This window comes from Gordonia sp. NPDC057258 (assembly GCF_042668985.1).
GTDB lineage: Bacteria > Actinomycetota > Actinomycetes > Mycobacteriales > Mycobacteriaceae > Gordonia > Gordonia hongkongensis.
In genome coordinates this window covers 1-21,914 of record NZ_JBHUXZ010000051.1, presented here as the reverse complement: position 1 = coordinate 21,914, position 21,914 = coordinate 1, and the positions used below count along the sequence as shown (strand labels likewise).

Here is a 21,914-nt window from a genome sequence, read left to right as displayed (position 1 = left end):
ATCCTGAGGTAGGACCTATGGATCCAGGTCGGCGAGTCCGGCCGCGGCGCCGTCGCAGCTCGCCGCGACGTCGTGAACCAGTCGCCCGGCGAGTTCCGGTTGGATGAGCGGGAAGAGATGGCTCGCCCCGGGGACGATGGTCAGCGACGCGTGCTGTGCTGCCTCGACGAAACGTTGTTCGTGGACCCGGAACTGGTCTTGGCTACCGTTGACGAACATCGTTCGGCCGGGGTAGCGCCGGACCTCGCCGAGCGCGTCGAACCGCTTGATCTCGGCGACGACGTCGGCGATCGACCCCAGTGCCAGTCCGCCGATCTCCATGTCGGCGGACACCTGACGTCCCACGGCGAGGCGGGTGGCCACCTGACTGATGATCGCCGCCTGACGCGGCAGGAACGCGGTGACCGCACCGAACGTCTCGAACGGCGCGGCCAGCAGCGGACTGGGCTGCGCGGTCGCGCACATCGGGACGAGGGCCGCGACGGCTTCCGGATGGCGTCCGGCGACCGCCATCGCCACGTAGCCGCCCATCGACATCCCGGCCACGACCGCCGGCCGGCCGAACCCGCTGATCTCGGCGAGCACGGCGTCCACCGCGCCGGACATCGTGAACGTCTCGTCGCGGCGCTGCCCGTGGCCAGGGAGGTCGGGGGTGGCGACCGCGCGCCTCGGGTCGGGACCGGCCACAGCCGCCGCGACCCGGTGCAGGGTCGCGCCGCTCACGCGCAAACCGTGGACGAGGACGACGGGCGTGGGTTCGACCACCGGCGCGTCGACGGGAACGGGTGCGGGCTCGGCCATCGCACGCAGTATGCCGCCGAACGGTTCTCGACGCCGCCGGCGTCACCGACTGTTCGTCAGCGGTCTGCTTCGACGTCGGTTTGTTCGGCACCGATCTGCCCCGGCGTTCCCGCCGGTTCGCCCGGTGGGGGCACCGGTGACACGCGCCGACCGATGCCGATGCGGTCGAGGAAACCGGCGTCGTGGGAGACGACCAGCAGTGCACCGGTCCAGGCCTCTAGTGCGTCCACGAGTTGCGTGACGGTGTCGAGATCGAGGTTGTTCGTCGGCTCGTCGAGGATCAGCAGCTTGGGTGTCGGGTCACCGAGCAGTGCGTCGGCCAGTGCGACGCGCAGCCGTTCGCCGCCGGACAGTTCGGCGAGTGCGCGATCGGCGCGCGCACCCCGGAACAGGAACCGCGCGAGATGCGCCCGCACCTCCTGCGTCGAGATGTCCGGGTGAGTCCGCGCGAGGTGCTCCGCGATCGAGACGGTCGGGTCGGGGAAGGTGATCTGCTGCGGCACGAAGGCGAACGGTACGACGACGGATTCGGAGACGATCAACTCCGCGATCAGTGTCGATTTCCCGGAACCGTTGGGCCCCACCAGAGCCACCCGCTCGGGTCCGTCCAAGCGCAGGCGGTCATCGACGACGATCTGGGCGCGCGGGGCCACGTCCGGCGTCGGCACGACGATCCGCGCGGTGCGGTCGGTGCGGATGTCCTCGCGGGCCTCGTCGAGACGTGTTGCCGCAGAGGCCACGTCGTCACGATGGGCGTTGCGCAGTTTGCCCGCCGACACCTGCGCCTCGCTCCGGCGGTTGTGTGCCACGATCTTCGGCACCCGCTTCTCGCGTTCGGCCGTCGCGCCCGTCCGGGCCCGCCGATCGAGTTTGATCAACGCCTCGGTCATCTCGCGGCGCTGCTTGCGCAGATCGCCGGCGGCGGTGGCAACCGCCGCCTCGGCGGCGTCTTGTTCGGCGTCGATGATCTCGCGGTACCGGGAGTAGGGGCCGCCGAACAGCCGCACCCGACCTCGGTACAGCTCGACTGTCGTATCGACACGTTCGAGGAGTTCGAGGTCGTGACTGACCACGACCACCGTGCCAGGGAACGACTCGATGGCGTCGAAAAGCCGGGCGCGGGAGTCGATGTCCAGGTTGTTGGTCGGTTCGTCGAGGAGCAGGATCGTCGGGTCGGCGATGAGTGCGGCGACGATCGCCAGCAGGGTCGCCTCCCCGCCGGACATGGCGCCGACCGTGCGGTCGAGGTCGGGCGGCAGTCCCATCTGCTCGAGGAGTCCGATGGCACGCTCCTCGACGCCCCAGTCGTCCCCGACTGCGTCGAAGTCCTGCGGATCTACCGAACCGCTCTCGATTCGTCGTATCGCACAACGAATCTCGTCGATGCCGAGCGCTTGCGCCACGGTCGACGACGGGTCGGACTGCGGGTCCTGCACGACCACAGCGACATCGGTCGTCGACGTGTCGCCTGCGATCGTGATGCTGCCCGACGCCGGGCGTGATCGACCGGCGATCAGGCCGAGGAGGGTGGACTTGCCCGCACCGTTCGCGCCGATGAGGGAGTAGGTCTCGGCGCCCAGGGCGAGGTCGAGGTGTTCGAAGACGACTGTCCCGTCGGGCCAGGCGAACGAGACGTCGGACAGCACGATGGAAGACGGCATGAGCGCTCCTGAAGTGGGTCGGGTACACCGACAGGGCGTCGGTGGGGTCCGTCGGCGGTGCCGACGGCCGGGGCCACTTCAGTTCTTCATCGCGGTGGATCACTCCTGGCGGGTCTGGGGGGCAAGTGGTGACCACCGTAGCGGACGCGCTCGGAGTTGCCAACGGAATTAACCGCCGACGAGTCGGTTCCGGGCTCACCGCTACGGTTGGGGTATGTCATTTCTCCGCACCTCGGTGTCCAACGGCGTCGGCGAGATCGTCCTGGACCGGCCCAAGGCTCTCAATGCGTTGGACCAGAGCATGATCGACGACATGTACGTCACGCTCGGCGAATGGGGTGACGACGACGCGATCGACACCGTCCTGGTCACCTCGGCGAGCGACCGGGCGTTCTGCGCCGGAGGCGACATCCGTGCGATCCGCGAGCACGCCATCGACGGCGACCACGCCTCGATCAGCCGCTACTTCGCCGGCGAGTACCGGCTCGATCAGCTCGTCGCCGACTACCCGAAGCCCTACATCAGCCTGATCGACGGGGCGGCCATGGGCGGGGGTCTCGGGATCAGCGTGCACGGCGAGATCAGGGTCGTCACCGAGAAGGCGATGATCGCCATGCCCGAGACCGCGATCGGGTTCTTCCCCGACATCGGTTCGACCTACTTCCTGCCGCGGCTCCCGGAGGGCGTGGGCATGTGGCTCGGACTCACCGGCGCCCGGATCCGCGGTGTGGACGCGGTCGCCGTCGGACTGGCAACGCATTTCGTGTCCTCCGCCGACCTGCCGGCGGTCGCCGACAGCATCCGTTCCGGTGCCCCGCTGGCCGACGCGCTGGCCACGTCGGGGACCGAGGACACCAGCGACGTGCCGTTGCGCAAGATCGGCGAGTACTTCGCCGACGACAACGTCAACGCCATCCTCGGCGGCCTGCGCGGCGCGGTCGGCGACGACTGGGCCCAGGAGATGGTCGGTCTGCTCGAGGGTGCCTCACCCACCAGTCTGTGGGTCACCGCGGCGATGATCAGCGCCGGGGCGAGGTCGGGGATAGACGAGTGCTTCGACCGGGAACTGCATGCCGCAGAGGAGATCACGAAGACCCACGACTTCCGCGAGGGGGTGCGGGCCGTGCTCGTCGACAAGGATCGCAATCCCGAATTCGATCCGGCGCGCATCGACGACGTCGATCCCGCCGTCGTGGCCCGGATCGTCGGTGCCACCGCTGGTTGAGCCGCCTCCCCTCCTGCTCCCTGAGGTGCGAGCGAAGCGAGCCACGAAGGGTTGTGGTGAGATGCGTCGCCGACCCTTCGTGGCTCGTCGCTATCGCTCCTCGCACCTCAGGGAGCAGAGCCTCAGCACGTCGCCAGGCTGGAGACCAGCGGTTCCTCGGATCCTTCGGATTAGGGCGTGAGCTGAAACCACCCCGACAACGACACGCTGGCGGTCGAGTTGCCCTCGGACTCCGGCTGTTTCGTCGCCGACGACTCGTCGAGGTCGTAGCGGACGTCGTCGTCGGGCGCGAGCGGGTTGGCCTCGACCCGTGTCGCCGTCGGGCAGGTGAACGAGCCGGCCGCGAGTGAGCTCGACATGCCGCTCACGCTGAGCTGGCACGCGGACGAGTGGTGGTAGTCGCCGTTGATCGAGACCCCGATCTGGGCGTTGATCGGTCGTGTCAACGGCCCGACGGTCGGACGCGTCGCGCCCACCGGTGGCAACAGGCCGCCGGTCAGTTCGCTGATCAGGAACTCGATCTGCGCGCCGCCGGTGCCGGCGTCCTTGAACACGAAGAGCAGCGAGTCCGGCGGCACGTCGGGCCGCGCCGGGCCCCACCGGTCGAACTCATAGCAGTTGGGCTCGTCGGCGGGGGTGGCGCCCACCGCGGGTCCGCGCCGGGAGTCCGCCGGCGTGTCCGCGACCGCGATTCTGATGTTGCCGTGACGGAACTCGAAGTTCTGGCCACTGCGGTCGACGTTGCCCTGCGGTGGTTTCTCGGTGCAGAGCGTCGAGTCGACCGGGCGTGCGGTCGGCACCGGCGTCGAGGTGGTGGGCGTGGACTGGTGCGGGGCGTCGGAGCCACAGGCGGTGACGAGCGACGCCACCGCCGCGCACATCAGCACGGCGGCGCGCACCGGCCGGCGCCGTGTGCTCGTCGACCGGTCAGTCCGCTGCCGCGACAAGGGGTTCGAGAGTGAGGTCGGGGTGTTCCTTCTCGATGTACTGCAGGCGCCACTTGTCGCTGAAGAGCGCGAGAACGGCGCCGTCGGTGCGGGTGAAGACCTCGACGCCGCGTTGCCGATTCAGTTCGGGCGCGCTGTCGGCATCCGTGCGACGGGCGAGGGTGTAACCGAGCGGCTCGATGATGGTGTCGACGTTGTACTCGGCCTTCATCCGCGCGGTCACGACCTCGAACTGCATCGGGCCGACGGCGGCGAGCACCGGCGACGCATCACCGCGGGTGTCGTTGCGCAGGACCTGGACCACGCCTTCGCTCTCGAGCTGGTCCATGCCCTTGCGGAACTGCTTGTACTTGTCTGCGGTGGTGGCACGCAGGGTCGAGAAGTGTTCGGGCGCAAAGGACGGGATCGGCGGGAACTGCACCTTGGGGCCGTCGTAGAGAGTGTCGCCGGGAGCGAGCGCGGTCGCGTTCACCAGCCCGACCACGTCACCGGGGTAGGCGGTGTCGACCGTCGAGCGGTCGCGGCCGAAGACGGCCTGGGCATACTTGGTGGCGAACGGCTTTCCGGTCTGCGCATGGGTCACGACCATGCCGCGTTCGAACTCGCCGGACACGATCCGCATGTACGCCAGGCGATCCCGGTGGCTGGAGTCCATCCCGGCCTGCACCTTGAAGACCACCGCGCTGAACGGGTCGGTCACCGGCCGTGGATTGCCCTCGACGTCGGCCCGCGGCCCGGGCGGGGGAGCGAGCTCCACGAGGACCTCGAGGAGTTGCCGCACACCGAAGTTCAGCATCGCGGACGCGAAGATCATCGGCGAGGTCTGCCCGGCGAGGAACAATTCCTGATCGTGGTCCTGGCCCATCTCGGTGAGCAGTTCGCTCTCCTCGAGTGCCGAGGTCCACTCGTCGCCCTCGCGAGCCAGCGCGTCGTCGGCGGACATGATCTCCTCGGGCGCGATCTTCGCGCCGCCCGCGGTACGGGTGAAGTGCACGTACTCGCCGGTGCGCCGGTCGAGGAGACCACGGAAGTCGCCGGCGATGCCGACCGGGAAGAACAGCGGGGTCGGGGTGAGGCCGATGCGCTCGGTGATCTCGTCGATCAGTTCGAGGGGGCTCTGACCCGGCCGGTCCCACTTGTTGATCACCGTGATGACCGGGATGCCCCGGTGGCGGCACACCTGAAAGAGTTTGAGGGTCTGCGGCTCGAGTCCCTTGGCGGCGTCGATGAGCATCACCGCGGCGTCGACCGCGGTCAGCACGCGGTAGGTGTCCTCGGAGAAGTCGGCGTGACCCGGGGTGTCGACGAGGTTGATGACGCTCGGGATCTCGGGGTCGGCCTGGGCTGCGGCCGAGTAGTTGAACTGCAGCGCCGTCGAACTGACGGAGATGCCGCGCGCCTTCTCCATCTCCATCCAGTCGGAGACGGTCGACTTACGTCCGGCCTTGCCGTGGACGGCGCCGGCCTCGCTGATCATCCGCGCGTGCAGCGCCAACGCCTCGGTCATCGTCGACTTGCCGGCATCGGGGTGGGAGATGATGGCGAAGGTACGACGACGCGTCACTTCGCGACTGATCACCTCGGAACTCACGAGGTTCCAGGCTACCGGGCGTGCAGGGGGCGGCCAAACTCGCTCGCGGCGGAGTGCCGGGGCAGGTTGTGCCGGTATGCGGCACCTTGTGCCCCCCGCCCAAAAACTGGGAACCCGTCACCGTTGCTGTGCGTCTGATGGTCGTGCAGCTTCCACCGGGCCTTCGGCGCCGCGTTCTCGCCCGTGACGGGGTACTGACCATGGCGGATGCGCTCGAATTCGGCCTCACGCGGTCCGCGGTCCGGCGTCGAGTCGATTGCGGAGACTGGATGCCGCACACGCGCGGGGTGTATTGGCTCGCCGATCATCCGACGACGCCGGCCACCCGTGCGCGACTGGCAGTCGCGAGCGTGGGCCGAGGTGCGGCGCTGTCCGGATCGGGAGCGGCGTGGTGGCACGGGCTCCTCGACGAGCCGCCGAAGAAGTTCACGGTCACCGCACCGCGATCGCGGCATGGCACTCCGGTCGAGGGCGTTCGGGTCCGGCGCCGCTGCCTCGCGGACGCGGAGGTGGTGACCCGCAAGGACTTGCTCGTGACAGCCTTGCCGCTGTCCGTGCTGGAAGCCGCACTCGAGCGCGACAGTGGAGTCCTCGACAACGCGCTGCTCGTTCGCAAGGTCTCGCTGCGCCAGCTGCGCGTCGCCGCTGATCGTCGACGTGGCAAGGAGGATGGACCCGCGATCGCGGCCCTCGTCGACGGCGTCGAATCCGGCGCGCGCTCGGTGGCGGAGCGGCTGGCTGTCGACGTGTTGAGCGCCGGAGGTGTGAGCGGTTGGTCGTGCGGTCACCCGGCCGGCGGGTACTTCATCGACCTCGCGTTCCCGGATCGGCTGTTGGCGGTGGAGATCGACGGGATGGCGTTCCACCGCGACGCGGAGACGTTCCAGCGAGACCGCCGACGCCGAAACGACCTCATCGCTTTGGGTTGGACCGTCCTCAACTTCACGTGGAGTGATCTGCGGGAGCGGCCCGACGACGTCGTGGCACGTGTCCGCCAGGCGCTCGGCTTGCAGCACGACCGGCCGGCATGACAAATCCGGGGGCATCATGAGCCGCTGAGCGGATCAGATTGCCCCCGGACTCGATACGGCGCCCTACTCGAACGGAACCGGCGGCATGGTGACGACCTGCGCGGCGTAGGAGAGTCCGGCGCCGAAGCCGAGGAGTAGTGCGGTCTGGCCAGGCTGTGCCTTGCCGGTGGACAGCAGGTCTTCCATGGCGAGCGGGATCGAGGCGGCGCTGGTGTTGCCGGTGTACTCGATGTCCTTGGCGACGACCGCGTCGTCGCGGAGTTTGAGGTTTTTGGCGAGGAGTTCGTTGATACGGGCGTTCGCCTGGTGCGGCACGAAGACGTCGAGGTCCTCGGAACCGAGCTTCGCGGCCTCGAGGGCGCGGTGGGCGACCTTGCCCATCTCGAAGGCGGCCCAGCGGAACACCGCGGTGCCCTCCATGCGCAGGTAGGGGCGCTGGGTGCGGTCGCTGTCGAGGAAGGTGACCCAGTCGAAGTCCTGGCGGATCGCGTTGAACTGGGAGCCGTCCGAGCCCCAGATCACCGGGCCGAGCTGTTGCTGTTCGGTGGGTCCGACGACGACTGCGCCGGCCCCGTCGCCGAAGATGAAACAGTTGGTGCGGTCGGTCATGTCCATGGTCACCGAGAGCTGCTCGGCGCCGATGACCAGCACGTGGGTGGCGCTGCCGCCGCGGATCATGTCGGACGCGAGTGCCATGCCGTAGCCGAAGCCGGCGCAGCCGACGGTGACGTCGAAGGCGGGCACGCCGTTGCAGCCGAGTTCGGTCGCGACCTTGGTGGCGCCGGCCGGGGTCAGCAGCAGGTGGGTGTTGGTGGCGAGGATGACGGCGTCGATGTCCGAGCCCTGGAGCAGCGCATTGGCGATCGCCTTGCGGCCGGCGTTGACCGACATCTCCATGACGCTCTCGTCGCGACGCGCGAACCGGCGCGTCTTGATTCCCGTACGGGTGTAGATCCACTCGTCGGAGGAGTCGATGTGCTGGCAGATCTCCTCGTTGGTGACGACGCGTTCGGGGCGGTACGCGCCGATGCCGAGCATGCCGATGTTGTTGATGCCAGTGGTGTCTGCGATGACCGCCATGGTGAACCCTTCCCAAAACGTGCCCGGCGAATATGTGACCCGACATACGACGGTACTCACACCGCCTCTTACTGGGAAGTAGCGGGACCCCGCCCGCAATCGTTACGGAGTCGCGGAACGCGGACCGAAGTCGTCCTCGATGAGGGGAATGCTGGTCCGCAGGTCGATCGAACACCGCCGGGGCGTCGGAAAGCGGCCCGCGGTCACGACGATCAGCACACGATGACGTGCGCGCAGCGCCGAACGCACGAGTCAGTACACCATTCGACGACATCGAGAAGGGGAGTCCGCATGATCCACGCACGCGGGTTGGTCCAGGTGTTCAGCACCGGGAAGGGAAAGAAGAAGCGCGAGGTGAGGGCCGTCGACGGCGTCGACCTCGACATCGCCGAGGGGGAGGTGGTCGGGTTCCTCGGGCCCAACGGCGCGGGCAAGACCACCACGCTGCGCATGCTGACGACCCTCCTGCGGCCGACGGCGGGAACCGCGACCGTCAACGGTTACGACGTCGTGGCCGACCCGGTCTCGGTCCGCCGCAGCATCGGTTACGTCTCGCAGGCCGGCGGCACCTTCAGCCAGGCGCAGGCGGGCGACGAGATCGTCGATCACGGCATGCTCTACGGGCTGTCCCGGGCCGAGGCGACCCGCCGCGGCCACGCCCTGTTCTCCCAGCTCCAACTCGACGGCCTGTGGGAACGCCAGCCCAAGAACATGTCCGGCGGGCAGAAACGCCGACTCGACATCGTGATGGGATTGGTCCACGAACCGTCCCTGGTCTTTCTCGACGAGCCGACCACCGGCCTCGACCCGCAGGCGAGGGCCAATCTCTGGGACCACATCCGGCGGTTGCGCACCGAACGCGGCGCGACGGTCTTCTTGACGACGCACTACCTCGACGAGGCCGACGAACTGTCCGATCGGATCATCATCATCGACAACGGCCGGATCGTCGCCGCGGACACCGCCGACAACCTCAAGGCGCAGGTGTCCGGCGACCTGGTGGCACTCGAGGTCGCCGACTCCGCGGCCGTGTCCACCGCCGCGGAGAAACTGGCCTCGGTCACCGGTGGCCGCGCGGACGGCCGGATCGAGATCGACGGCCGGCACGTCCGGAGCCGGGTGCCGCGGGCGGGCCGGGCCGTCCCCGGACTGCTGCGTGACCTCGACGCCGCGGGCATCACCCTCGACTCCATCGAGGTCATCCGCCCGACCCTCGACGACGTCTTCCTCACCCTCACCGGTCGGTCGCTGCGTGACGCCGAGACCGAGCGGGGCAACGAGATCCATTCGGAAACAACCGATTCGACGAACGCCGACGCCCAGTCGGCCGAACTCCGTCAGCAGGGAGCCAACCGATGACCACGTTCCTCCGCGAGAGCACCATCGTGTTCCGCCGACAGATCCGCATGAACCTGCGCAACCCGGCCTGGGTCCTCATCGGGGTGATGCAACCGGTCCTCTACCTCGTCCTCTTCGGGCCGCTGCTGAAGCCCCTCGTCGCGCAGTTCCCGGGCGGCGCCGACAATCCGTACACGTTCCTGGTCCCCGGTCTGCTCGTGCAGCTCGGTCTGTTCGGCGCGTTGTTCGCCGGATTCAGCCTGATCGGGGAATGGCGCGAGGGTGTGATCGAGGCCGAACGGGTGACCCCGGCCAGCCGCACCGCCCTGCTCACCGGTCGACTCATGCGCGACATGCTGCAACTTCTCGTGCAGGCGCTGATCCTGGTGGTGCTGGGCTATCTGATGGGCATGCGGGGTTCGGTGATCGGCGTGATCCTCGGCATCATCATCACGATGCTGATCGGTGGCGCGTGCGCCGCGGCGTCGAACGCCCTGGCGCTGACCACGAAGAGTGAAGATGTGATGGCGCCGCTCATCAACATGGTCATGATGCCGGTCCTGTTGCTGTCGGGCATCCTGCTCCCGATGACCCTCGGGCCGTCGTGGCTGCAGAGTCTCAGCGACTTCATGCCGTTCCGGTGGATCGTCGACGCGGTGCGCGACACCTTCTCCGGCGACCTCGCCAGTGCTCAGGTCCTCTGGGGCGTCCTCGCGTCGCTCATCCTGGCCGGACTCGGAACCCTGTGGGGCACTTCGGTGTTCCGCAAGGAGAATGCCTGAGGCGTGAGCCGCGAGCTCGCTCCTCAGTATCTGCGCCCGTGTTCTGCGCGAGCCCAATGACTGCTCCCTGAGGAGGCCGGAGCTTGCGAGCCCGACCCCTGCTCCCTGAGGAGCGAGCTTGCGAGCGTCACGAAGGGTCCTGGCGAGATGCGTCGCCAGACCCTTCGTGACGCGCCCTCCGCAAGCTCCGGGCGCTCCTCAGGGAGCGGGGGTTGGCCGCGGCCTCCGCAAGCTCCGGGCGCTCCTCAGGGATCGGGGGTCGCAGCTCGCTTCTCAGGGAGCGGGGGTCAGTCGAAACTGGTGATCGCGGGGCCGGGGGAAGGGTGACGACCGCACCCGCGTAGCTCAGGCCGGCGCCGAAGCCGAGGAGCAGCGCGGTCTGTCCGCCCCTCGCCTTGCCGGTGGCGAGCATCTCCTCCATGGCGAGCGGGATGGAGGCCGCCGAGGTGTTCCCGGTGTTCTCGATGTCGTTCGCCATCGGCAGGTCGTCGGGGAAGCCGAGGTTCTTCTTCATCAGGTCGTTGATGCGGGCGTTGGCCTGGTGGGGCACGAAGACTTCGATGTCCTCCACGCCGACGCCCGAGGTCTCCAGCACGGTGGCGAGGGCCCGGGGCAGGGTGACGGCCGCCCAGCGAAACACCTTGGGTCCCGCCATCGTCACCACCATGCGACCGACCGGGTCGGTCTCGGGGTCTTTGTCCTGGTAGGCCTGCGCGCGGTCCATGTACTCGGGGATGTCCCAGTTCTGGCCGATCGCCTCGGCGTTCTCGCCGTCGCTGCCCCAGACGGTCGGGGAGATGCCGTTCTCCTCGCTCGGACCGACGACGACCGCACCGGCGCCGTCGCCGAAGATGAATGCGGTGTTGCGGTCGGTGGGGTCCATGACCACCGACATGGTCTCGACACCGACGAGCAGGACATACTCAGCGCTGCCGGCACGGACGGTGTCGGCAGCGACCCCGAGGCCGTACCCGAAGCCGCCGCACCCCGCAGCGACGTCGTAGGCGGGGATGCCGTTCAGCCCGATGTCGGAGGCGACGATCGGCCCGCCGTGGGGGATCTTGGTCTTCCAGCTGTTGGTGGCGAGGATCAGCGCACCGATCTTCTCCTTCGCCACCCCGGAGTTCGCGATCGCCCGCTCGGCGGCTGCGGCGGCCATCGATCGGGCCGACTCGTCGCCGCTGATCCAGCGGCGGTTGCGGATGCCGCTCCGCTCGAAGATCCACTCGTCGGAGGAATCGAGGACCTGGCAGACCTCGTCGTTGCTGACCAGGCGTCGCGGACGGTAGGCGCCGATGCCGAGCATCGAGACGTTCTGGTGTCCGGTCTTCACCGAGAGGTTGACCACTGTTGCCGATCCCTTCATTGCCCGCCGCAGCGATTCTACGGCCGCGCGGCCGCCGAATTCGGTGTCCTCACCAGGCGTGCACGGTGTTCTGCGCGGACTCCAGATCCTGTCCGAGCAATAGTTCGACGGCGTCGCAACCGTTGGCGATGAGGAGTTCGACCTCGCTGCGAGCGGAGGACGGAAACGGTTTCAACACGAAATCGGCTGGGTCCTGCCGGCCGGGTGGCCGGCCGATGCCGATGCGCACGCGCAAATAGTCGCGCGTACCGAGTGCCTGACTGAGCGACCGCAGCCCGTTGTGGCCGCCCTCGCCGCCGCCCCGTTTGAGACGGACGGCGCCGAAGTCGATGTCGAGTTCGTCGTGGACGACGATCAGGTCGTCAGTCGTGACCGAGTAGAACTTGGCGAGCGGGCCGATCTGACGGCCGGACTCGTTCATGTAGGTGCGGGGTTTGGCCACGAGTACCGACTGGCCGCCGAGGCGTACCTCGGCGACCTCGGCACCGGACTTCTTGTGCACCTTCCAGCGCTCGCCGGCCGAGGCGACGAGGCCGTCGGCGACCATCGCGCCGACGTTGTGCCTCGTCTTCTCGTACTTGGACCCGGGGTTGCCGAGTCCGACAATGAGTTTCACCACTTACGCAGTTTCACCACCCGAACCGGGCAGTCGGTGGTCGGATTACTCCGACTCCGCAGCGGCTTCCTCGGTCGCCTCGCCCTCGGCGTCGCCCTCGGCTGCGGCGTCTGCCGAGCCGTCGGCGTCGGACTCGGTGGCGGCGAGCTGCGCCTCGGTGACCGACACGATGAGGGTCTCGGGATCGGCGGTGAGGGTCACACCCTCGGGCAGGTCCAGATCAGAGGCGTGCACGGACAGGCCGATCTCGGCGCCCTCCACGCTGACGACGATCTGCTCGGGGATCGACAGGGCGTCGGCCTCGACCTCGACGACGCTGGCGTCCTGGACGACGAGGGTGCCCGGGGCGGCGTCGCCCTCGACGATGATCGCGATCTCGACGGTGACCTTCTCGCCACGACGGACGATCAGCAGATCGGCGTGCTCGATGTAGTTGCGGATCGGGTGGACGTCGACCTGCTTGGTGAGCGCGAGCTGGCTGGAGCCCTCGATGTCGAGGTCGATGACGGCGTTGAGGCCGCTGTTACGCAGGATGGCGGCGAACTCGCGGGCCGGGAGGTGCAGGTGCTGGGGGTCGGCGCCGTGGCCGTACAGCACGGCGGGGACCTTGCCCTCGCGACGCGCGCGGCGGGCTGCGCCCTTGCCCTTCTCGGTACGGGTGCTGACGGACAGCTTGCTGGTCTGGGTGGCCATGACGGTCTCCTCGCGATCGGTGGGTACGTTCTGTCGGCGTCGCGACGAGCAACACCGGGCACGAGTTCCGACCGCGGGCGTTCCATTCGCCCGGAGGGCGTGAGGAAGACCTGCGATGGCCGCGCCGATCACGGTGACTGGGTCACCCTCGCCGAGACAACGGCGATCAGAGTAGTCGATGACCTGCCGGGATGTCACATCGCCCGCTCGGTTCGCCGCGCTGGGGGATACTGGTCTGCCATGACCTCACAGACGCCGATCGAGATCGTGACGACCCTGCTGGACGAGTTCGCGCGGGGCGACGTGCCCGCCGCGCTGGAGACAATCGACGACGACATCGCCTACACGAACGTCTCGCTGCCGACGATCCGCGGCAAGCGGAAGGTGGCCGGTGTCCTGGGCGGGGTCACGCGCAAGGAGTCGGTGGGCTTCAACTACCAGATGATCAACGTGTCCGCCGACGACACCGGCGTGGTGCTGACCGAGCGCGTCGACGAACTCCGGTTCGGGCGGCTGCATCTCCAGTTCTGGGTCTGCGGCCGGTTCGAGGTACGGGAGGGTCGGATCACGGTGTGGCGCGACTACTTCGACTACTTCGACATGACCAAGGCGCTCGCGCGGGGCGTCGCGGCACTGGCCGTGCCGTCGGTGCAGCGGCCGCTGCCCGCGCCGGCCCTGTCGGCCTGACCTGAGCGCTGCCGCGCCTCGGAGTCAGAGGATCTCGTCGAGCTTCTCGATCGGCCGGGGGATGCGAGTGCCCTTGTCGGTCACCACGATCGGACGTTCGACGAGGATCGGGTGCTCGACCATGGCGTCGAGGATCTGCTCGTCGGTGGCCGATGCGAGATCGAGCTCCTTGTAGAGGGCCTCGCGTTTGCGGACCGCCTGCGCAGGTGTGATCCCGGCGTCGGCGAACAACTCGACGAGTTGTTCGCGGCTGTACGGCTCGTCGAGATACTTCACGACTGCCGGCTCGATCCCGGCGTCGCGCAGGGCCTGCAACGCCTTCCGCGAGGTCGAGCACTTCGGGTTGTGATAGATCGTCGCGTCCACGGGTGACACGGTACCCGGCGGATCTCCGCCTGCTCCCTGAGGAGCGCCAATCCCTCTGCTCCCTGAGGAGCGCCAATCCCTCTGCTCCCTGAGGTGTGAGGAGCGCAAGCGACGAGCCTCGAAGGGCTGGCAACTCGTGCTACGGAGCCCTTCGAGGCTCGCTTCGCTCGCACCTCAGGGAGCGGGGGGGTCAGGCGATGCCGTCGAACAGGCTTGTGACAGAACCGTTCTCGAAGACCTCGCGGATCGTCTGGGCGAGCAGCGGTGCGATGGAGAGGACGGTGAGGTTCTCGAAGCGCTTCTCGGCCGGGATCGGCAGGGTGTCGGTGGCGATGACCTCCTTGGCGCCGCAGGACGCGAGACGCTCGGCCGCGGGATCGGAGAACACGCCGTGGGTGGTGGCGATGATGACGTCGCCTGCGCCGGCGTCCTTGAGGACCCGCACGGCGCCGGCAATGGTGCCGCCGGTGTCGATCATGTCGTCGATGAGGATGCAGGTGCGTCCCTCGACCTCGCCCACCACGCGATTGGACTTGACCTGGTTGGGCACGAGCGGGTCACGCGTCTTGTGGATGAACGCCAGCGGCGCGCCACCGAGGGTGTCGGCCCACTTCTCGGCGACGCGCACGCGACCGGAGTCGGGGGAGACGACGGCGATGTTGTCGGTGCCGTACTTGCCCCGGATGTACTCGGCGAGCTGTCCCTGAGCGTGCATGTGGTCCACCGGGCCGTCGAAGAAGCCCTGGATCTGGTCGGTGTGCAGGTCGACGGTGATGATCCGGTCGGCGCCCGCGGTCTTGAGCAGATCGGCGATGAGGCGGGCCGAGATCGGCTCACGTCCGCGGTGCTTCTTGTCCTGGCGGGCGTAGGGGTAGAACGGCAGGATCACGCTGATGCGCTTCGCCGAGCCGCGCTTGAGGGCGTCGATCATGATGAGCGCCTCCATGACCCACTGGTTCAGCGGGTACGGGCAGCTCTGCAGGACGAAGGCGTCCGATCCGCGGACCGAGTCCTCGAAACGAACGAACAGTTCGCCGTTGGCGAAGTCGCGGGCGGTCTGCGGGGTGACCTTGATGCCCAGTTCATCGGCGACTGCTTCGGCGAGTTCGGGATGGGCACGACCAGAGAACAGCATCAGGTTCTTCTGGTTGTCAGTGGTCCAGGTCATGAAAACTCTTCTGTTCGTGTAGTTTCGGATCTGCAGGGTCGAGCGCGGGTCGGGGTGTCAAGCCGTCCCGGGGTTCTTGTCGCGTGCCTCGAGGGCCGCGCGCGCCGCCGCGGTGTCGGGCCGCTTACGCACGACCCAGTCCTCGATGACGCGTTGTTCGCCTGCCGAGACCGCGAGGGCTCCCGGCGGTACATCTTGCCGCACCACGGTTCCGGCGCCGGTGTATGCCCCGTCGCCGACGCTGACCGGCGCGACGAACATGTTGTCCGAGCCGGTGCGGCAGTGGTCGCCGATCACGGTGCGGTGCTTGGCAACCCCGTCGTAGTTGACGAAGACGCTCGACGCGCCGATGTTGGAGTGCTCGCCGATGGTGGCGTCGCCGACGTAGGTGAGGTGCGGGATCTTGGACCCGGCACCGATGGTCGCGTTCTTGGTCTCGACGAAGGTGCCGATCTTGCCCGCGTCTCCGAGGGCCGTGCCCGGTCGCAGGTAGGCGAAGGGCCCGACGGTGGCCTCGGCGCCGATGACCGCGTCACTGCCGTGCGTGCGGATCACCTGCGCGCCGCGTCCGACGGTGACGTCGGTGAGAGTGGTGTCGGGTCCGATCACGGCGTCGGCGGCGATGTGCGTGCGCCCGTGCAGCTGTGTGCCGGGCGCGATGTGCGCGTCGGGCTCGATGGTGACGTCGGTGTCGATCCAGGTGGTGGCGGGGTCGACGACGGTCACCCCGTCGAGCTGATGACGACGGATGATGCGGCGGTTGAGTTCGGCGCCCAGGGCGGCGAGTTGGGCACGGTCGTTGCAGCCGGCCACGAGCACCGGATCGGCGACGGTGTGTCCGCGGACTGCCCGCCCCTCGCCGCGGGCGATCTCGACGATGTCGGTGAGGTAGTACTCGCCCTGCACGTTGTCCGTCGACAGCTTCGACAACCCGTCGCGCAGCGCAGCGGCGTCGAAGGCGTACACGCCGGCGTTGACCTCGGTGATCGCGCGCTGCTCCGGGGAGGCGTCCTTGTGTTCGACGATCGCGGTGACGGCGTCCCCGTCGCGGATGATGCGTCCGTATCCGGTCGGGTCGTCGGCGACGAAGCTCGTCAGCGTGACCGCGGCCCCGCCGTCGGCGAGATGGGTGTCGATGAGCGCGCGGAGGGTGTCGGCGTCGAGGAGGGGGACGTCGGCAGCGGTGACGACGACGGTGCCGTCGAAGTCGTCGGGGAGTCCGCCGAGGCCCACCCGGGCGGCATCACCGGTCCCGCGAGGCGCGTCCTGTTCGGCGATCCCGATCACGACGCCGAGGCCTGCCCCGATCTCGCCGATGGCAGCCGAGACCCGTTCGCGTTCGTGGCTGACGACGGCGATGAGATGCTCGGGGTCGATGCCCGCGGTCCCGTGGAGCGCGTGGCCGACGAGCGAGCGGCCGCCGATGGTGTGCAGGATCTTCGGGGTCTTGGACTTCATGCGGGTACCGGCACCCGCGGCCAGGACGATCACGGCCACGGACGGCGACGTTCCCGTCATCGAATGCCCACCCTCTTCCTGATCGGTGACTGCCACGATCATGTCTGTCCGACGGCGCCGGCGGGGGTCGCTGACCGGGTTCGCGGTCGCACGTCGGGTGCGATCCTACGCATCGGTACCCGATGGCAGAAATGCAGCGCGCTGTTTGTGGCGAAACCTCGCGACCGGGCCTGATAGAACACATAGGGACCGCAACGCCGAGCGATCAATCGGTAGATCATTGCCGTTGTCGCTGACGAAACGGGGTGGGTGCGGGGGAACCAACCATGTGCGCCGGAGTTGTCCGGCTCGCGAAACGACCACACGGAGGTAGTGAATGAGCACGCAGAAGACGGCGATCGTCACCGGGGCCGCACGGGGGATCGGTGCGGCGGTGGCCAAGCGCCTGGCCGACGACGGGCTCGCGGTGGCCGTCCTGGACCTCGACGCCGACGCCTGCGCCGACACCGTCAAGGCCATCACCGACGCCGGTGGCAAGGCCGTCGCGGTGGGTGCCGACGTCGCCGACGAGGCGTCGGTGAACGCGGCCGTGGACAAGGTCGTCGCCGAACTCGGAAAGCCGACTGTCGTCGTGAACAACGCCGGCATCACCCGCGACAACCTGCTGTTCAAGATGACCGTCGATGACTGGGACGCCGTCATGGCCGTGCACCTGCGGGGCGCGTTCAACGTCACCAAGGCCGTACAGAAGTACATGGTCGAGGCGGAGTGGGGACGCATCGTCAACCTGTCGAGCACCTCGGCACTCGGCAACCGGGGACAGGTCAACTACTCGGCGGCCAAGGCCGGCATGCAGGGCTTCACCAAGACCCTCGCCATCGAACTGGGCCGGTTCGGCGTGACCGCGAACGCCATCGCGCCCGGGTTCATCGAGACCGAGATGACCGCCGCCACCGCCGAGCGCGTCGGCGTGCCCTTCGAGGACTTCAAGCGCGCCGCCGCCGGCCAGATCCCGGTCAACCGCGTCGGCGTGCCCGAGGACATCGCCCACACCGCGTCGTTCTTCATCAGCGAAGGTGCCGGCTTCGTGTCGGGGCAGGTCGTCTACGTGGCCGGCGGCCCCAAGGACTGATCACTCCCAGACGTCGACTCGACTCCCAGACCTCGATCGAAGTCTGTGAGTCGAGTTGACGTCGAGTGGTTACCTGGCGTGAGTGCCCGCGGGCTGTGGCACAATCGTCAGCGCAGTGATCCGCCATGGTGTAATCGGCAACACTCCTGATTTTGGTTCAGGCATTCTAGGTTCGAGTCCTGGTGGCGGAGCAGCGATAACCGGCTGGTAGAGGTCGGTTTCTCGTCCTCCTAGATTCGGTCCGTGCACCAGGTGTGCACTTTATGTCCTCTGGAACGAGATCGGCCCCGCTCGGTGCTACCAACACCTAACGGGGCCTCGATCCACGGAGGCACCCGTGAACCGTCGTCATACCTTATCCGCCTGCGTCACCATCGTTGTGGCGCTGGCCTTCTACTCCATCCCGCTCGGCGTGATGGCCGCGTGCATCGAGCTCGGGTGGCACGCATGACCGCGCCGACGATAGAGCCCGCGGAGACCCTGATCCGCGACGCCTGGGACCTCTACGAGCAAGACTCCGAGTGCGACCATGCCGGCAACCTCCGCCAGGCGGTGTGGCAGCTCGAGGAAGCCGTCGACTACGACCGTGACGACGTCGCGAAGTTAGCGCGCAGTGTCGTTCAGGCCCTCACCATCGCCGGCGACGACGTCGACGACCTCCTCGCCCACGATGCCCGCGGCGGCGTCATGGTTGGGGTTAGACCGGTGAGCGCCTATAACGCCGGCGCGCGAGCCGCCGAGAAGGAACTCGCAGAGCGCCAGGCCGCATAGGGCGACACCCTCGCCCGCGTTGCCGAACAGATGTTGAGCACGATGACTCTCCTGCGGACGACGAGTTCGAGTGCGGCTACCGCGACCTTTTCGCCTTCACCCTCAATCGGTGGTGCAGGCACTGTCGGCGGCTGTTCCAACATCCGAACCGCTGGAACGCCTGCCCCGATTGCCTGTCGGTCGAGTACTCCGATGGTGAGAGATAAACGATTCACGATCGCGCGACCACCGAGGCGATGGACGACAGGTGGGAGCTTCACACCCTCTTCGATTCCGTTGGCGGAGCGTATCTTTCGCCGTACGACACCGACCGTAGGGACGAGAAGTGCCCGGGGTGGACCCACCCGCGCACGATAACCTCGGCCAGCTGCCAGCGGAGTTCACCGTCAAGGTGCGGCGCACTCGGTGCGGCCGGATGACCCGCTCGGGCAAACCATGCCGCAACGGCCCGTGGTGCAACTCCACCGCCTGCCGCAACTACGGACCTCGACTACGCACGTCAACGTCGCCCTGACTGTCCAGTCATACCCCTCTCGGGGACGACTACCCGGGTTCGACTCCCGGTGAGGGCACGACGCACGCGACCGACTCCGACCGCGTGCCCGTCGTCATCCGCAAAGCCCGACGAAAATCGGCCTGCTCGACTCAGCCCAGTCCCTCGCAGTCGACGAGGGCCACCACTCGCGTCGTCGCGAAACGCGAGTTCGGTGCCCACTGCGGTACCACCGACCTCATCGGGGTCAGGTGGCAACCAGACGTGCCTGACGCTATAGAAAGGCAAGGCTCGTGGGTCGAACGGGATGGGGTCCAATTCCTGCCACCCAAAGGGTGTCAGTCGCCCGACGACTGGTACTGGGTGTGAGTTGGGCAGCCCACAACAAAGCAGCTCAATCCACGACGTTCGTCGACATAGATGTCGCCGTGGGCGTTTCTTACCTGCGTTCTTTTAAATATGAGTCCTCGTCCGCACTCAGGGCAAGTCTTAAAGGTCGGTCCATCCTAGGAGGTCAATCAGTTGACCGTAATTCCTTCATATCTAAAAGGCAGGTGCGAGAGCAGATGTCGCGCGAGGGCAGGTTTGCTTATCGCCATCGACGAGTGGCGCCACGGTCGCGCAGAGGCTCGCGACGACGCCAAGGCGGACGCACGCCTCGTCGTCGTGGTTCCGACGCCTGACGGATAAGAGCACGAGGAGCGAAACTCTTTCCAGTTCAAGGTAGTCAACTATGGCGAGAGGCCCGTCACCAATCTGCGCATTGCCTCCATCACGGGGGACACCGAATCGCTCGCGATGACAGGGAACGGAAGCGATAGTCGCCACTTCACGAAGCTCGAGCAGATCTCGCCCGTTCCTGTGCTTAAGCCAGGCGCAGAAGCACTCGGGGGGGGGTACCACTGGCAGATGCTCCGCGGCCACGGTCCAGAGGGCGTGGTGTTGAAGTTCGTTGACGACGCCGGGGTTCGTTGGGTGAAAGACGGTAACAGCGAACCTGTCCGTGATCTGTCGTCGGGTTTAGAAGTTGGGGGTAGATAGTCGAACCCCTACCCATTCCGCATGACCCATGCAGTCACTCGACCCGCGCGACTTCTCCGCCCAGGGTGAGTTGCCACTGCACCGGTTGGCGTCATGGAAACGCACCGTGGGCGACCACTCCTTACCGATGGCGTCGCCCTAGAAGAACGGGAACAGCTCGCGGCCACGTCTCCGTCGACACGGTCGATAGCCTGAATGACGCGCGTTATGTGCGCTCCAGGGGGCGGCGCACGCATCGGGCAGCTAGAGCCGTACGGTCTCTGCCCGGGTCGGTGCGCGACACGGTGCTGGTAGAGCTCATCTCGACCCTTCGCGCAGAGAATTTCTCGGCGTACGGGGGTCAAGAAGATGCACGCGGCGATGCATCGCGCCGGCCACCACATCTGTCGAGAACAGACCCGGCGGCTCATGCGGCTGGCCGGGGTCCGCGGAGTGCAGCGGGCGGCGAAGGTGTCCACCACCCGGGCCGACCCGATCGCGGCAAGGACTGCCGGCCGGGTTCAGCGGCAGTTTCGTGCTGATCGTCCCAACCAGCTGTGGGTCGTCGACATCACCTACGTGCGGACCTGCCAGTGCTCGCCTACACCGCGTTTGTCACTGATGCCTGTACCCGGGTGATCGTCGGTTGGCATGTCGCGGCCACCATGCGGACCGAGGATCTTCCGCTGCAGTCATTCAATCATGCTGTCTGGCAGCGTAGTGCCGATCTATTCGGGTTGTCTCATCATTCCGACCGCGGGTCGCAGTAGTTATCGCTGACCGATACCGACCGGCTGATCGAGTTGGGAATCATTCCCTCGGTCGGCACTGTCGGTGACTCCTATGACAACGCCCTCGCCGAGAGCGTCAACGCGTCCTACAAGACCGAACTGATCAGGCAGAGTCGGCCGTGGCGCACCGTGGAGCAGGTGGAGCTGGCCACCTGCGAATGGGTGCGGTGGTACAACCAAAAACGGCTACACGAAGCGCTCAACTATCAACCACCCCCGAAGTTTTCGAGGCGGCCCTGAACGGTGCCTCAGCTACTGCGAGTCGGCCCTTGCAACCACATTCGAATCAAACTCGGGGTACTTCAAGCAGCGGAGCAGTGACAACGCCGCCCACCCGTTCCGCAACCGGAGCGCGTGCTCTGTCAAGCGCACACTCTCCGCCGACCACAAAGCGCGTAGGAAAGAGAATGAACCTCGATACAGAACTTAACCGACGCGTTGCGGGATGGCGCACGCCGCTGCCTCGGTGCTGGGCCTCCCCGGGGCGCTCCAGGCCGTGATCAACGCCCTCTGGAACAACTGCTCGACGACGAGCTGTGGCGCGACGTGTTTGCCACGGTATGGACGCGCCAATTGCCAAGTCATCACATCGCGCGGGTTGCTCATGGCGGATTCCAGTTGGCGATGCGCTCCGATTGGACCGAGTAGAGGCGCAGCATCTCTGCGACGCCTTGATTGGTGAGTGTTGTGCTTCCCCCGCTGGAAAAGCGGACGATCACCGAAATTAAGACTCCTCGCGTGTAACCCATGACGACGCATTCAACGCGTGTGCCATCGGCCGTTCTGATCGCGCATGCCGGCATGGCGTGTCCCCCGTGAACCGGTCCGGGTGGTTCTAGAGTCCTGATTGCCCTGTTGAGGGCGGAGAAGGGACGATAGGGATCATGGCGGGACGGA

At 67.3% G+C, this 21,914-nt stretch carries 20 protein-coding genes and 1 tRNA gene; 9 read left to right on the top strand and 12 right to left on the bottom strand.

The window, feature by feature from the left end; translation table 11 throughout:
- Positions 1 to 15 precede the first annotated feature (15 nt).
- The gene (locus tag ACFUEJ_RS22835) at positions 16 to 801 is read right to left on the bottom strand and encodes an alpha/beta fold hydrolase (protein ID WP_065630903.1); all 786 of its coding nucleotides are present in this window, start codon (positions 799 to 801) and stop codon (positions 16 to 18) included.
- Positions 802 to 857: 56 nt separating this feature from the next.
- Positions 858 to 2,462 (bottom strand): ABC-F family ATP-binding cassette domain-containing protein, encoded by a 1,605-nt coding sequence (locus ACFUEJ_RS22830; RefSeq protein WP_068972406.1) that lies wholly within the window; start codon positions 2,460 to 2,462, stop codon positions 858 to 860.
- Positions 2,463 to 2,676: 214 nt separating this feature from the next.
- On the opposite strand from ACFUEJ_RS22830, the gene ACFUEJ_RS22825 reads away from it, so the two are divergent.
- On the top strand, positions 2,677 to 3,687 hold the full coding sequence (locus ACFUEJ_RS22825) for an enoyl-CoA hydratase/isomerase family protein (RefSeq protein WP_078112142.1): 1,011 nt from the start codon (positions 2,677 to 2,679) through the stop codon (positions 3,685 to 3,687).
- Between the two features lie 170 nt (positions 3,688 to 3,857).
- Here the strand turns inward: ACFUEJ_RS22825 and ACFUEJ_RS22820 are convergent, their stop codons facing one another.
- Positions 3,858 to 4,586 carry a hypothetical protein gene (locus tag ACFUEJ_RS22820; RefSeq protein WP_254859577.1) on the bottom strand — a complete coding sequence of 243 codons (729 nt, stop codon included), beginning with the start codon at positions 4,584 to 4,586 and terminating at the stop codon, positions 3,858 to 3,860.
- Positions 4,587 to 4,614: 28 nt separating this feature from the next.
- A complete protein-coding gene (locus ACFUEJ_RS22815) occupies positions 4,615 to 6,225 on the bottom strand; it encodes a peptide chain release factor 3 (protein WP_058250853.1) in 1,611 nt (536 codons plus the stop codon).
- 143 nt (positions 6,226 to 6,368) lie between these two features.
- Between ACFUEJ_RS22815 and ACFUEJ_RS22810 the strand changes: the two genes are divergently transcribed.
- Entirely contained in the window at positions 6,369 to 7,256 is an 888-nt protein-coding gene (locus ACFUEJ_RS22810; RefSeq protein WP_388032099.1) for a DUF559 domain-containing protein, read from the top strand.
- 63 nt (positions 7,257 to 7,319) lie between these two features.
- Here ACFUEJ_RS22810 and ACFUEJ_RS22805 read toward each other — a convergent pair whose 3' ends face one another.
- Positions 7,320 to 8,336, bottom strand: coding sequence for a beta-ketoacyl-ACP synthase III (locus tag ACFUEJ_RS22805; protein ID WP_004022635.1), 1,017 nt, complete (start codon positions 8,334 to 8,336; stop codon positions 7,320 to 7,322).
- Between the two features lie 291 nt (positions 8,337 to 8,627).
- Here ACFUEJ_RS22805 and ACFUEJ_RS22800 point away from each other — a divergent pair, with 291 nt between their 5' ends.
- Both ACFUEJ_RS22800 and ACFUEJ_RS22795 read left to right on the top strand, forming a co-directional pair.
- On the top strand, positions 8,628 to 9,695 hold the full coding sequence (locus tag ACFUEJ_RS22800) for an ATP-binding cassette domain-containing protein (RefSeq protein WP_058250852.1): 1,068 nt from the start codon (positions 8,628 to 8,630) through the stop codon (positions 9,693 to 9,695).
- Positions 9,692 to 10,456 carry an ABC transporter permease gene (locus ACFUEJ_RS22795; RefSeq protein ID WP_058250851.1) on the top strand — a complete coding sequence of 255 codons (765 nt, stop codon included), beginning with the start codon at positions 9,692 to 9,694 and terminating at the stop codon, positions 10,454 to 10,456. The genes ACFUEJ_RS22800 and ACFUEJ_RS22795 overlap by 4 nt, the downstream gene beginning before the upstream one ends.
- A gap of 127 nt (positions 10,457 to 10,583) precedes the next feature.
- Here the strand turns inward: ACFUEJ_RS22795 and ACFUEJ_RS22790 are convergent, their stop codons facing one another.
- The 3 genes from ACFUEJ_RS22790 to ACFUEJ_RS22780 are packed head-to-tail and all read right to left on the bottom strand — an operon-like array spanning position 10,584 to position 13,131.
- Positions 10,584 to 11,822 (bottom strand): beta-ketoacyl-ACP synthase 3, encoded by a 1,239-nt coding sequence (locus ACFUEJ_RS22790; RefSeq protein ID WP_254859575.1) that lies wholly within the window; start codon positions 11,820 to 11,822, stop codon positions 10,584 to 10,586.
- 49 nt (positions 11,823 to 11,871) lie between these two features.
- On the bottom strand, positions 11,872 to 12,438 hold the full coding sequence (pth, locus tag ACFUEJ_RS22785; protein ID WP_058250849.1) for an aminoacyl-tRNA hydrolase: 567 nt from the start codon (positions 12,436 to 12,438) through the stop codon (positions 11,872 to 11,874).
- Positions 12,439 to 12,483: 45 nt separating this feature from the next.
- Positions 12,484 to 13,131, bottom strand: a complete 648-nt coding sequence (locus ACFUEJ_RS22780) for a 50S ribosomal protein L25/general stress protein Ctc (protein WP_078112141.1) — start codon at positions 13,129 to 13,131, stop codon at positions 12,484 to 12,486.
- Between the two features lie 240 nt (positions 13,132 to 13,371).
- Between ACFUEJ_RS22780 and ACFUEJ_RS22775 the strand changes: the two genes are divergently transcribed.
- The gene (locus ACFUEJ_RS22775) at positions 13,372 to 13,818 is read left to right on the top strand and encodes a limonene-1,2-epoxide hydrolase family protein (protein WP_388032093.1); all 447 of its coding nucleotides are present in this window, start codon (positions 13,372 to 13,374) and stop codon (positions 13,816 to 13,818) included.
- Positions 13,819 to 13,842: 24 nt separating this feature from the next.
- Here the strand turns inward: ACFUEJ_RS22775 and arsC are convergent, their stop codons facing one another.
- From arsC to glmU, 3 genes are all read right to left on the bottom strand, one after another.
- The gene (arsC, locus tag ACFUEJ_RS22770) at positions 13,843 to 14,184 is read right to left on the bottom strand and encodes an arsenate reductase (glutaredoxin) (protein ID WP_137808843.1); all 342 of its coding nucleotides are present in this window, start codon (positions 14,182 to 14,184) and stop codon (positions 13,843 to 13,845) included.
- A 190-nt stretch (positions 14,185 to 14,374) separates the two neighbouring features.
- The gene (locus tag ACFUEJ_RS22765; RefSeq protein ID WP_004022643.1) at positions 14,375 to 15,352 is read right to left on the bottom strand and encodes a ribose-phosphate diphosphokinase; all 978 of its coding nucleotides are present in this window, start codon (positions 15,350 to 15,352) and stop codon (positions 14,375 to 14,377) included.
- Positions 15,353 to 15,409: 57 nt separating this feature from the next.
- Complete coding sequence (glmU, locus tag ACFUEJ_RS22760) at positions 15,410 to 16,870, bottom strand: bifunctional UDP-N-acetylglucosamine diphosphorylase/glucosamine-1-phosphate N-acetyltransferase GlmU (RefSeq protein ID WP_068971934.1); 1,461 nt, start codon at positions 16,868 to 16,870, stop codon at positions 15,410 to 15,412.
- Positions 16,871 to 17,186: 316 nt separating this feature from the next.
- Between glmU and fabG the strand changes: the two genes are divergently transcribed.
- The 4 genes from fabG to ACFUEJ_RS22740 all read left to right on the top strand — a co-directional run bounded on the left by fabG (position 17,187) and on the right by ACFUEJ_RS22740 (position 21,257).
- Positions 17,187 to 17,942 (top strand): 3-oxoacyl-ACP reductase FabG, encoded by a 756-nt coding sequence (fabG, locus tag ACFUEJ_RS22755; RefSeq protein WP_086535129.1) that lies wholly within the window; start codon positions 17,187 to 17,189, stop codon positions 17,940 to 17,942.
- Between the two features lie 119 nt (positions 17,943 to 18,061).
- Positions 18,062 to 18,133: transfer RNA gene (locus tag ACFUEJ_RS22750), tRNA-Gln, on the top strand.
- A 256-nt stretch (positions 18,134 to 18,389) separates the two neighbouring features.
- Positions 18,390 to 18,713: a hypothetical protein gene (locus tag ACFUEJ_RS22745; protein WP_388032089.1), complete on the top strand. Its 324-nt coding sequence runs from the start codon at positions 18,390 to 18,392 to the stop codon at positions 18,711 to 18,713.
- Between the two features lie 2,316 nt (positions 18,714 to 21,029).
- Positions 21,030 to 21,257 carry an integrase core domain-containing protein gene (locus tag ACFUEJ_RS22740; RefSeq protein WP_388032086.1) on the top strand — a complete coding sequence of 76 codons (228 nt, stop codon included), beginning with the start codon at positions 21,030 to 21,032 and terminating at the stop codon, positions 21,255 to 21,257.
- 362 nt (positions 21,258 to 21,619) lie between these two features.
- Here ACFUEJ_RS22740 and ACFUEJ_RS22735 read toward each other — a convergent pair.
- The coding region (locus ACFUEJ_RS22735; RefSeq protein WP_388032084.1) for a hypothetical protein at positions 21,620 to 21,914 on the bottom strand (295 nt) is incomplete at its 5' end.

What these genes read in the sequence shown, in the direction of transcription:
- ACFUEJ_RS22835 (WP_065630903.1), bottom strand. Translation starts at nt 801, where the DNA reads ATGGCCGAGCCCGCACCCGTTCCCGTCGACGCGCCGGTGGTCGAACCC.
- ACFUEJ_RS22830 (WP_068972406.1), bottom strand. Translation starts at nt 2,462, where the DNA reads ATGCCGTCTTCCATCGTGCTGTCCGACGTCTCGTTCGCCTGGCCCGAC.
- ACFUEJ_RS22825 (WP_078112142.1), top strand. Translation starts at nt 2,677, where the DNA reads ATGTCATTTCTCCGCACCTCGGTGTCCAACGGCGTCGGCGAGATCGTC.
- ACFUEJ_RS22805 (WP_004022635.1), bottom strand. Translation starts at nt 8,336, where the DNA reads ATGGCGGTCATCGCAGACACCACTGGCATCAACAACATCGGCATGCTC.
- ACFUEJ_RS22800 (WP_058250852.1), top strand. Translation starts at nt 8,628, where the DNA reads ATGATCCACGCACGCGGGTTGGTCCAGGTGTTCAGCACCGGGAAGGGA.
- ACFUEJ_RS22795 (WP_058250851.1), top strand. Translation starts at nt 9,692, where the DNA reads ATGACCACGTTCCTCCGCGAGAGCACCATCGTGTTCCGCCGACAGATC.
- ACFUEJ_RS22790 (WP_254859575.1), bottom strand. Translation starts at nt 11,822, where the DNA reads ATGAAGGGATCGGCAACAGTGGTCAACCTCTCGGTGAAGACCGGACAC.
- ACFUEJ_RS22780 (WP_078112141.1), bottom strand. Translation starts at nt 13,131, where the DNA reads ATGGCCACCCAGACCAGCAAGCTGTCCGTCAGCACCCGTACCGAGAAG.
- ACFUEJ_RS22775 (WP_388032093.1), top strand. Translation starts at nt 13,372, where the DNA reads ATGACCTCACAGACGCCGATCGAGATCGTGACGACCCTGCTGGACGAG.
- ACFUEJ_RS22765 (WP_004022643.1), bottom strand. Translation starts at nt 15,352, where the DNA reads ATGACCTGGACCACTGACAACCAGAAGAACCTGATGCTGTTCTCTGGT.
- glmU (WP_068971934.1), bottom strand. Translation starts at nt 16,870, where the DNA reads ATGACGGGAACGTCGCCGTCCGTGGCCGTGATCGTCCTGGCCGCGGGT.
- fabG (WP_086535129.1), top strand. Translation starts at nt 17,187, where the DNA reads ATGAGCACGCAGAAGACGGCGATCGTCACCGGGGCCGCACGGGGGATC.
- ACFUEJ_RS22745 (WP_388032089.1), top strand. Translation starts at nt 18,390, where the DNA reads ATGACCGCGCCGACGATAGAGCCCGCGGAGACCCTGATCCGCGACGCC.